This is a genomic window from Sulfurovum indicum, from assembly GCF_014931715.1.
GTDB lineage: Bacteria > Campylobacterota > Campylobacteria > Campylobacterales > Sulfurovaceae > Sulfurovum > Sulfurovum indicum.
Window position 1 is genome coordinate 167285 of sequence record NZ_CP063164.1, and the last position, 9149, is coordinate 176433.

At 43.8% G+C, this 9149-nt stretch carries 13 protein-coding genes; 7 read left to right on the forward strand and 6 right to left on the reverse strand.

Features of this window, described 5'->3' with window-relative positions; all coding sequences use genetic code 11:
- Positions 1-205 precede the first annotated feature (205 nt).
- Genes IMZ28_RS00895 through IMZ28_RS00910 form a run of 4 tightly spaced genes read right to left on the reverse strand, consistent with a single transcriptional unit; the run spans position 206 to position 2828 of the window.
- Positions 206-1507: a hypothetical protein gene (locus IMZ28_RS00895; RefSeq protein WP_197549754.1), complete on the reverse strand. Its 1302-nt coding sequence runs from the start codon at positions 1505-1507 to the stop codon at positions 206-208.
- Positions 1500-1760, reverse strand: coding sequence for a DUF2249 domain-containing protein (locus IMZ28_RS00900; protein ID WP_197548776.1), 261 nt, complete (start codon positions 1758-1760; stop codon positions 1500-1502). Before IMZ28_RS00900 ends, IMZ28_RS00895 begins: the two co-directional genes overlap by 8 nt.
- A 4-nt stretch (positions 1761-1764) precedes the next feature.
- Positions 1765-2205, reverse strand: a complete 441-nt coding sequence (locus IMZ28_RS00905) for a hemerythrin domain-containing protein (protein ID WP_197548777.1) — start codon at positions 2203-2205, stop codon at positions 1765-1767.
- Between the two features lie 20 nt (positions 2206-2225).
- Complete coding sequence (locus IMZ28_RS00910; protein WP_197548778.1) at positions 2226-2828, reverse strand: hypothetical protein; 603 nt, start codon at positions 2826-2828, stop codon at positions 2226-2228.
- 145 nt (positions 2829-2973) lie between these two features.
- Here IMZ28_RS00910 and IMZ28_RS00915 point away from each other — a divergent pair, with 145 nt between their 5' ends.
- From IMZ28_RS00915 to IMZ28_RS00925, 3 genes are all read left to right on the forward strand, one after another.
- Positions 2974-3351, forward strand: coding sequence for a (2Fe-2S) ferredoxin domain-containing protein (locus tag IMZ28_RS00915; RefSeq protein WP_197548779.1), 378 nt, complete (start codon positions 2974-2976; stop codon positions 3349-3351).
- Positions 3352-3474: 123 nt separating this feature from the next.
- Complete coding sequence (panD, locus tag IMZ28_RS00920; protein ID WP_197548780.1) at positions 3475-3843, forward strand: aspartate 1-decarboxylase; 369 nt, start codon at positions 3475-3477, stop codon at positions 3841-3843.
- Positions 3843-4154, forward strand: a complete 312-nt coding sequence (locus tag IMZ28_RS00925) for a YbaB/EbfC family nucleoid-associated protein (protein ID WP_197548781.1) — start codon at positions 3843-3845, stop codon at positions 4152-4154. The genes panD and IMZ28_RS00925 overlap by 1 nt, the downstream gene beginning before the upstream one ends.
- Position 4155: 1 nt before the next feature.
- Here IMZ28_RS00925 and IMZ28_RS11040 read toward each other — a convergent pair whose 3' ends face one another.
- Positions 4156-4281, reverse strand: coding sequence for a hypothetical protein (locus tag IMZ28_RS11040; protein WP_269472897.1), 126 nt, complete (start codon positions 4279-4281; stop codon positions 4156-4158).
- A gap of 88 nt (positions 4282-4369) precedes the next feature.
- Between IMZ28_RS11040 and IMZ28_RS00930 the strand changes: the two genes are divergently transcribed.
- The 4 genes from IMZ28_RS00930 (at position 4370) to IMZ28_RS00945 (ending at position 8799) form a co-directional block, all read left to right on the forward strand.
- Positions 4370-4897 carry an ankyrin repeat domain-containing protein gene (locus tag IMZ28_RS00930; protein ID WP_197548782.1) on the forward strand — a complete coding sequence of 176 codons (528 nt, stop codon included), beginning with the start codon at positions 4370-4372 and terminating at the stop codon, positions 4895-4897.
- Positions 4898-5065: 168 nt separating this feature from the next.
- On the forward strand, positions 5066-6292 hold the full coding sequence (locus IMZ28_RS00935) for a hypothetical protein (RefSeq protein ID WP_197548783.1): 1227 nt from the start codon (positions 5066-5068) through the stop codon (positions 6290-6292).
- Positions 6293-6454: 162 nt separating this feature from the next.
- Positions 6455-7993, forward strand: coding sequence for an inorganic phosphate transporter (locus IMZ28_RS00940; RefSeq protein WP_197548784.1), 1539 nt, complete (start codon positions 6455-6457; stop codon positions 7991-7993).
- 122 nt (positions 7994-8115) lie between these two features.
- Complete coding sequence (locus IMZ28_RS00945) at positions 8116-8799, forward strand: response regulator transcription factor (RefSeq protein WP_197548785.1); 684 nt, start codon at positions 8116-8118, stop codon at positions 8797-8799.
- A 20-nt stretch (positions 8800-8819) separates the two neighbouring features.
- On the opposite strand, the gene IMZ28_RS00950 is transcribed toward IMZ28_RS00945, so the two are convergent.
- Positions 8820-9056, reverse strand: a complete 237-nt coding sequence (locus IMZ28_RS00950; protein WP_197548786.1) for a hypothetical protein — start codon at positions 9054-9056, stop codon at positions 8820-8822.
- Between the last annotated feature and the right edge of the window lie 93 nt (positions 9057-9149).

The window sequence follows — 9149 nt, forward strand, 5'->3', positions numbered from 1 at the left end:
ACTTTTTTCTTTTTTGTACTACGACAAAAGAGAAAAAAGTAACCAAAAAAGAAAAAAACGCAATCACGTGTGACTTTAGATATGTTTCCTCTTAACAACAGCCTTTTTTATGGATGTGTAGGGTGGACTTCAGCCCACCATTTAATGTTGTTGTAAAGCTGAATATGAAAAAATTGCTCATTGCTCATTGCTCATTGCTCATTGCTCATTGCTCACTGCTCACTGTATCCATATTCATCTCAAACTTCTCCCCTGTCTCCTGCGTATGTTTGTAGAGTTTCCATGCATGGACGATCTGCCACAGCATCCATCCGAAAGAGAGTATGGTCAAACCTCCTGCCAGATAGATAAGCGGTGAAATGAAGAGTGCCAATATATATGTGACAAGAGTTGCGAGGTGGATATAGAGGTGTTTCATGGCAGTTTTGGGGTGTATGACCTCATGCATCATTGGGGCAGTAAAGTAACCCTGACTGTTAAGGTGGAACCATGTCAGGAATGGCACGATCTTATAGAACATGGCAAAAACGATACTCAGGGCAAAACCGGCAAAGGTGATATAACTCAGTGCTGCGATACTCTGCGGCAGGGGTGTCAATGTATCGACGATTCTTAAGAGCATGCTTACGATCAATACTCCCAGTCCTGTACGCCAGAACCAGACCGTAGCATCGGCAATGGGGCGTTTACGCTGTGTCAGCCGTTTAAGAGTGAGTATAGCATAGGCTGCAAGCATAAAGGCAATTATAACAGTGATGATACTCCATGTATCGATAGAAAGAGATGAGAAGATCATACCGATTACAAGAAGTCCCAAAAGTACAGGAGGCAGATAGTGGCTGAAACTCTTTGGATAGGGAGGTGTCACATAGAACATCTCAATGACCTGAAAAGAGATAGAGATGATCAGCAGTGCGATCCAGCCGAAGAGTCCGAAGGAGTAGTGGGCAGTTTTAAATCCGGAGTAGTGTACCCCTTCCGTAAGGCCTGAGAGTGTACTGGTAAGATAGAGTGCAAGTATGGTCAGTATGACCAGTGCAACAAGTGCCGCACTCATCCCCCTGGATGAACTGCTGTGGTTTGGCAGAGCAAGCAGGTTTTTCAGCATGATGAATGAAATACCAAGGATTGTTCCGCCAAGAAGTGCGGATGCTGTCAGGAAAAGCAGAGGCTTTCCTGTGTGAAATGCCAAAAGCAGAGTAGAAACACCAAAGATGAATGGATACTGTACCCAGTTGGCTTTCTGTACGGGTGAAGTAAGCTTGACCCCGGCAATGACCGGCAGCATCTGAAAAAGGGCAGCAAACATGAAAGAGAGCATAACCCCCAGCGTCAGGGTATGGGTGAGGATGACCGCCTGTATGCTGGAAGCATCAAAGACAGCAGTTTGAAAAAAGAGTATGAGTATACCCGCGAGGATACCAAAGAGGCTGCCTGAAAAGAAAAAGCGGAAGACTACCGATATAGGCGGTGCCTGATCGAGAGAAAGACCGTTCTGGCTAAACATCACACAGCTCGTCCAGATCGATTGTTGTATCTTTTGCGATCAGTATATGCCAGACTCCTTCATTGTCCTCTCTGCTAAGAACATTAAAGTTCTGTTCTTTGGCAAGATCGATGAGAGGAATAGGGTTTTTGCGGTGTATCATATAGAAGTAGTTTCCCTCTTTCAGTTCTCTCAGTGCATGTATCGCCCGTTCAAGCGGAATCGGGTGTTCCAACTCCCTGGCATCGAGTGAGATCCTTTTAAGGTTTTCCATAGTCTTAGAGCTCTACCTGCTTCATCTTTTCCAGTGTCTCATCTTTGAGATCCGGAGGCAGCAGTCTTTCACACATTGCATAGAGCATCTGCTCTTCTTTCATATTGTGCTGCTGAAGCAGGATCATCATCGATTCACAGAGTGAAAGGTAGGCATCTTTGTCCTGTGCCTCAAGTGCTTCAGCCATTTTTCCGATGAGACCTCTGACCTGATCATGTTCGTAGCGCATTACCTGGGTCGGTCCCTGTGTATTGCCTGTTTGTGTCTCAAAGGTAGGGAAGAGTTGATCCTCTTCCCGTTTGAAGTGTCTCAGTGTTTCGTTGGAGAATTCCAAAAAGGCTTTTTCCGCTTTGCCCCAGTCACCGTTGGCAGCAGCCTGCTCCGCTTCTGCAAAGATCGTGTCACACTCTCTGTGTTCATTTGTCATAAATTGTGAAATACTCATTGTTTTCCCCTTTGTTTAGTTTAGTGGATAGTGATCATCTGATCCCATAGGTCGCTTGAAAGCAGTATGGTCTCAACCCGTTTCTGCCATAGTTTTCCAAAGTGTTCTTTCTCTTCTTCAGAGGCTAGTCCCTGCAGGCTTTTGCCCATAAGTTGCCTCATCATCGGGTCTCCCGGTACTATGGATGGGTCATAGCTGAGTACGACACTCTGCTCAGTATCGAGTCTTGTCAACTTGACCTCTCCCTCCATTGGAACATTGTAGGAGACAAGATTGTCTCTGGAGAAATGACCCTGTATACCCTTGAAGCCGCTTTCCCCGTTGGCACCTGCGATAAAAGAGATGACATTGCAGATCACGCCGGTCACACCGTCACTCTCTCCGTCTCTCATCGAAACATGGACCGAACCTCTTTGAGGACGTGCATCTGCATAAAGTATTTCAAGACCTTTAAGTGCCATCAGATAGGCTCCTGCCACTGTCGGACAGGAGTGGCCGGCAAGCTTGACACACTCAAGATAGCTGACCTCCATCTCTCCGTTTTTGAAAGCTCCCAGAAACTCACTCAATGGATCGTAAAGGGCAATGGGCGGTACCTTGTTGAAAAAATCAGGATATTGCATTGATACTCCTAGTTGAAATTACTGATGTGATTATAGTTTAAAATTTTTAATAAGTGTTTGACATGTGTCAAGAGATACTTTAAAGACGATTTAAGTAATTAAGAGTAAAATACTCCTAATTGAAATTACTTTTAAAGGATAAATCATGATGCAAGGTGTACCTCAACCAGCGTTCTATATTTTTAAATGCCAGCAGTCGGCACCTCCGGGAATGCCAAAACCAAGCTGTGTGAGCCAAAATGATCCTGAATCCCAGCAGCTTTTTCAGCATCTGGCACAATCTCTGATGATGAAAGGGATCATCGGAACGGTCCAGCCGATCCAGACAGGGTGTTTGAACAGATGTCAGCAGGGACCGGTGATGCTTGTGGAGCCGGGGCATACAATGTATGTCGGTTTGACAAAAGAGAAGATCGACAGGATCATCGATGAGCATATTATCGGTGGGAAAGTCGTAGAAGAGTATGTGATCCCGGATGAGATGTGGGGTGAGCCTGTCCCTCCATCGCAGATGGCGCGTTAACCTCTTGAGCAGGTGGGTAAGCTTTGCCTGCGCTGCTTATTACAATTTCTTCACAATTACTGTATAATATAGTTAGAAATTCGGTATAATTCCGTCAATTTAAATAGATCAAGTAGGAATATTATGAACATTACTATGCTTTATTCTAAACTACATAGAGCAACTGTGACAGATGCGAACCTCAATTATGTCGGTTCCATCACTATTGATCAGGATCTTTTGGACGCTGCAAATATGCGTGTAGGACAGAAGATTGATATTGTCAATATCAACAACGGTGAACGTTTCTCAACCTATATTATTTCCGGTGAAGCGGGTAAAGGTGATATCTGTCTCAACGGTGCAGCAGCAAGAAAGGTGCATAAAGGGGACAAAATCATCATCATTGCCTATGCAACGATGAGTGAAGAAGAGGCGGAAGCCTATAAACCAAAGATCATCATCCTAAACGATGATAACACGATCGCGCAGGCGTTTGAAGGACTTGAATAATGTTCGAGGGATTTGATATGAGCAAGATGTCCGAGATGATGTCTCAGATGCAGGAGAAAGCAAAAGAGATGCAGGAGCAGGCAAAAAATGTCGAGCTGACTGCAAAATCAGGCGGAGGAATGGTAGAGATCCGTGCCAATGGTGCAGGAGAGATCATTGATATCAATATTGATGATTCGCTGCTGGAAGATAAGGAATCTTTACAGATCCTTTTGATCTCGGCAATGAATGATGTTAACAAAATGGTAGAAGACAACAAGAAGTCCCAGGCAATGGGAATGTTGGGCGGTATGAACCCTTTTGGCTCATAAACTAACGTTTCAGATCAACAAGGTAACTGAACTCTTTAGACTTTTTCAGTCTGAGGATCGTTTTGGTACTCAGGGCATGCCTGCCCTCTTTTTTGATAACACTCTGTATGGCTTTGCTTAACTTCATCTCTTCTCCTTTCTCCTGGTCTCTCTTTAGAGGCAGTGCAATCGTAACAGTGACCCATAACATAATGGTAACAACCAAAGGATAGACAATGAATGAAGTAACCCAGGCGATAGAGAATGATTCGATAGCCAAGCTCAAATCTCTTATCAAAGCAGGTGCGGACCTGAACAAACCTATATTGATAGGTGAAGAGTATGATTTGGAAGATTATGATGAGATCAGTCCTCTCTTTTACGCCATTCGCAAATATGCCTCTCTGGAGATGATCGAGTTGATGCTTGATAACGGTGTCGATCTGCACATGACGGACAGCGACGGTGTCTCGGCACTGGATATGGCGATCAAGTTCAAGCGTAAAGATGTGATACAGTTCTGTATTGATAAAGGTTTTGATCTGAACAGTACCAAACGTAAAAGCGGGATTACTCCGGTTATGCTGGCAGCCTGTTTTGCCGATACGGAGATGATGCAGATGCTGCTTGATGCCGGCGGTGATATCAATGCGCAGGACAGTGCAGGGATGAGTCCTTTGGACTACTCCAGGAAGCTTGGCCAGAAGAAGATGCAAGCCTATCTCGAAGAACGGGGAGCCAGGCATGCTGCCTATAGAGACTGAGGATCATGAACAATAAGGTTGGTTTCAGCCAACCCATGCAAAATTTAACTCATAACTCATAACTCATAACTCATAACTCATAACTCATAACTCATAACTCTCCATGTAACCATTTTGTAACTTTTTTGTTTTATACTGCCACCACAAAAACAAACAAGGAAATAACAAATGAAGAAAACAATACTTTCACTGGTTGCCATTTCAGCGATCTCTACTACAGGGGTATTGGCTGACAGTACAACAGACATTGCAGAGCTTAAAGCAATGATGATGGAGATGAACAAGCGTCTTGCCACTCTTGAGACTGAGAACAAGCAGCTTAAAGCACAAGTTAAAAAAACAAAAACAGCAGTTGCTTCAAGCAGAAAAAGATATGCCTCCAAAGGTGTTGTGCTTGCAGACAACTCTTTGGAAGAGAGAGTTGAAAAACTTGAAAAACATACAACTGTAAAATCGAAAGCGCCAGTACTTAAGTTTTCAGGGAAACACTACCTTGGTTTTGTAAGTGATTCTGAAAAAAATACGAACAAGTTTGAAACAAGAAGAAACTATCTTCAGGTAAAAGGCTATTTTGCCGACAATCCAAAAGACTACTTCAGAATCACACTTGATACACATCATGATGAGACAGGTGACTGGAAAGTCAGACTTAAATATGCATATCTTTACTTGGATAATGTACTTCCTTTTACCGGTGTAGAAATTGGTCAGGCTCATAGACCATGGATCGATTACGAAGAGCATCATGGCTGGTTTTACCGCTCTATCTCCAAAGTATTGGTTGAAGACAGTAATGCTGCACACTTTACCAACTCTGCGGACCTTGGGGTGAACTTTAAAACGAAAACCGAAAATTTCTCTTCAGAGCTTGGTATATTCAATGGTGAAGGTTACCATGGTGATACAGATGGTAATACCAACCTAAGCGGAGAGTGGAGATTGACTGCCCACCTTCTCGGTACAGGTACAAAACATGTTCATAAGTCTGATACTTATGCAAATATCTCATTCTTTGGACAGTACAATACAGATTATAAAGAGACAACAACCAGTGGACCAAAAGATGATTTTGTATGGTATGGTCTGCATGCAGTCTATAACCAGCCTGAGTTCCTTGTTGCAGCACAATATGTAGAAGCAACTGACGGTGGTGTAGACAAAGAAGGTAATGGTTGGTCACTCAATGGTGAGTTCAGATTTGCTGAAAAATGGAACCTTCTCGGAAGATACGATAGTTTTGATCTTGATGCAGGTGAAGAGAAAGAAAGAAAAATTGTCGGTGTAGCATATAAATACAATAAAAATGTTGAGTTTATTGCAAACTATTTGAATGAAGAGATAGATAACAATACTAAAACTGATGCGGCCATGCTTACAGCAGAAGTAAACTGGTAATTAATATTTGAAACTTCATGTACTCTTCTAAAGGTGGGCTGTAATGCCCATCTTGTTTTTTCTTTCCCCTATTTTTATTATTCAAAGTTGTTTGGTTACAGTTTGGTAACAAAATTGTAATACTTTTTTTCTATACTTCGTAAATTTTTTCAAGGATAGAGAATGAACAACACAATAAAGATGATACTGGGGGCAGGTTTTGCTGTGGCAGTAGCTTTCTATGCGAACAGCATCATAGGGCAGGCATCTCATGGCGGCTTTTTGGTGCTTGCCGCAGTCTTTGGTGCCTATATGGCGATGAATATCGGTGCGAATGATGTAGCAAATAACGTAGGTCCTGCGGTGGGTGCAGGTGCACTTACGATCGGTGGTGCAATTTTTATTGCTTCTATATTTGAAGCGGCTGGAGCATTAATTGCAGGTGGAGATGTTGTCGGTACGATCAAGAAAGGGATCATCGATCCTGCTGCATTTGGCGGGGACCCGATGCTTTTTGTCTATGCTATGTCGGCAGCATTGCTCTCTGCAGCGCTTTGGCTTAATCTTGCTACCTGGCTAAAAGCACCGGTATCTACGACACACTCTATTGTCGGAGGTGTCCTTGGAGGAGGTATTGCTGCAGGCGGCTTTGCAATTGTTTCATGGGGAACCATGGGTAAGATCGCTGCGTCGTGGGTGATCTCGCCGGTACTGGGTGGTGCTATCGCTGCGATTTTCCTCTATATTATTAAATCCCAGATCCTTTATAAAGAGGACAAATTGAGCGCGGCAAAGAAGATTGTGCCTGTTCTGGTTTCGATCATGGCAGCGGCATTTTTGACCTACTTGACGCTTAAAGGGCTTAAACACGTCTGGAAAGACTTGACACATGCACTAAGTTTCCTTCCCCAGACCAAAAAGCCGACATTCGGGATTGCTTTTTCTCTGGGCGTTATCGGTGGTGTTATAACCTATTTCTGGACAAAACCAAGAGTGGTGAGCAGGGTCGCCGGTATGGAAGGCAGCAGAGCAGATATCAACATGCTCTTTACGATTCCACTGATTTTTGCCGCGGCACTGCTCAGCTTTGCACATGGTGCGAATGATGTTGCCAATGCCGTCGGGCCTCTGGCTGCGGTGAATGATGCATTGATACATCTTGCGATCTCCAAGAAAGCATCGATCCCTCTATGGGTAATGATCACAGGGGGTATTGGTATCTCGATCGGTCTGGCACTTTTTGGACCGAGACTCATCAGAACAGTAGGTTCGGAGATTACGGAACTTGACCAGATGAGAGCTTTCTCTATTATGATGGCTGCGGCGATCACCGTGGTCATTGCTTCCCAGCTTGGACTTCCGGTTTCATCTACGCATATTGCCGTGGGAGCAGTGTTCGGTGTAGGTTTCCTCAGAGAGTGGCTGGATAGTAAAAATATGGGAGAGAAACAGCAGAAACTTCAGGAAGAAGTTGCCAAACTCCACGAGATAAAGGAGCAGCTGAATGCCTGTACCAATGAGGATCCGGCCAGGAAGCTTGCGTTGATTGAAGCACATAAAGATCAGAAGAAAAAAGTCAAAAAGATCAAAAAGGCACTCAGAGAAAACTATGTCAAGCGTGGCATGGTCAAGAAGATCCTGGCAGCATGGGTTATCACCGTACCGGCCGCAGCGATGCTTTCTGCCATTATATTCTTTGTCCTTAAAGGGCTTGTCTCCTGATACATGGGCTCAAGAGGGAGCTTCCTCTTCCTCTTTCTCTTTCTATCTATTTATCTACCTGCCTCTTTTCGCATATTAGCCGATTGTAATCAAAATGTTACCAATAGATATTATGATACAGTATGGAAAATCAAAATATTGAAATTGTGATTATTGAAGATGAAGAGGATATCCTGGAACTTCTTGAGTATCATCTTAATAAAGAGGGGTATAGAGTGACAGGATTCCTTTCAACAGAGAATGTAGAACAGTTTCTGGAAGAAGAGAGTCCTGCCTTGATGATTGTTGACCGTAACCTTCCCGGTATAGAGGGGAGTGAGTTTATCGCCTATCTAAGAGAAGCAGGGTATAACATTCCCGTGATCTTCCTTACAGCAAGAGATCAGGAGAAGGATCTTGAAGAGGGCTTTAGGTCTGGCGGTGACGACTATATGACCAAACCGTTCAAGACCAAAGAGCTGCTGTTGCGTATCGAGGCATTGCTCAGACGTGCAGGGGTAAGCAGCAATGATAAGGTAAAGTACAGAGATCTGGTACTGGATATGCATCAGCATACATTGAGTATTGAAGGGAAACAGATCGACCTTACCAATCTGGAGTTCAGGCTGCTGCATACATTTATCAAAAATCCGCATCAGCCGCTAGACAGAGATTTCCTGAGGGAAGAGGTATGGGGTGATGACAGTACGGACTTTCATGACAAGACCATCAATGTTGCAATGAACCGTCTGAAAAAGAAGATCGATCCGACAGGAGAGAAGGAGTACATAGCTCCTGTCTGGGGAGTAGGATACAAACTGGTGTAGTCACCAGCGATACGTTCATATCACAGAACAGAAACACCGATCCTGTGCAGATTGAGATACCACTCCTGTGTCAACTCACTTTTGTCAATATCCGTCAACACAACTTCCAGCGTCTCTCCTGCCATTTCCGTACCGTATATTTTTTCATCCGGGATCTCCAGGGCATAGATGCAGTATGCTTCCTGAGAATCGGTATCGTGCAGATCATCCACATCCCATCCCGCTTTAAACTGATCAACCCAAAATATATTTTCCATTATATCTCCTTTATATTCTGATGTGTCAATAGTAATTTATTTTGGAATCAAAATGGTGACAAAAAAGTAACAGAGGTGTAATCGTTCGGTAGC

Excerpts from the sequence above, each read along its gene's own strand:
- IMZ28_RS00895 (WP_197549754.1), bottom strand. The coding sequence starts at position 1,507 with ATGTTTAGCCAGAACGGTCTTTCTCTCGATCAGGCACCGCCTATATCG.
- IMZ28_RS00900 (WP_197548776.1), bottom strand. The coding sequence starts at position 1,760 with ATGGAAAACCTTAAAAGGATCTCACTCGATGCCAGGGAGTTGGAACAC.
- IMZ28_RS00905 (WP_197548777.1), bottom strand. The coding sequence starts at position 2,205 with ATGAGTATTTCACAATTTATGACAAATGAACACAGAGAGTGTGACACG.
- IMZ28_RS00910 (WP_197548778.1), bottom strand. The coding sequence starts at position 2,828 with ATGCAATATCCTGATTTTTTCAACAAGGTACCGCCCATTGCCCTTTAC.
- IMZ28_RS00915 (WP_197548779.1), top strand. The coding sequence starts at position 2,974 with ATGATGCAAGGTGTACCTCAACCAGCGTTCTATATTTTTAAATGCCAG.
- panD (WP_197548780.1), top strand. The coding sequence starts at position 3,475 with ATGAACATTACTATGCTTTATTCTAAACTACATAGAGCAACTGTGACA.
- IMZ28_RS00925 (WP_197548781.1), top strand. The coding sequence starts at position 3,843 with ATGTTCGAGGGATTTGATATGAGCAAGATGTCCGAGATGATGTCTCAG.
- IMZ28_RS11040 (WP_269472897.1), bottom strand. The coding sequence starts at position 4,281 with ATGAAGTTAAGCAAAGCCATACAGAGTGTTATCAAAAAAGAGGGCAGG.
- IMZ28_RS00930 (WP_197548782.1), top strand. The coding sequence starts at position 4,370 with ATGAATGAAGTAACCCAGGCGATAGAGAATGATTCGATAGCCAAGCTC.
- IMZ28_RS00935 (WP_197548783.1), top strand. The coding sequence starts at position 5,066 with ATGAAGAAAACAATACTTTCACTGGTTGCCATTTCAGCGATCTCTACT.
- IMZ28_RS00940 (WP_197548784.1), top strand. The coding sequence starts at position 6,455 with ATGAACAACACAATAAAGATGATACTGGGGGCAGGTTTTGCTGTGGCA.
- IMZ28_RS00945 (WP_197548785.1), top strand. The coding sequence starts at position 8,116 with ATGGAAAATCAAAATATTGAAATTGTGATTATTGAAGATGAAGAGGAT.
- IMZ28_RS00950 (WP_197548786.1), bottom strand. The coding sequence starts at position 9,056 with ATGGAAAATATATTTTGGGTTGATCAGTTTAAAGCGGGATGGGATGTG.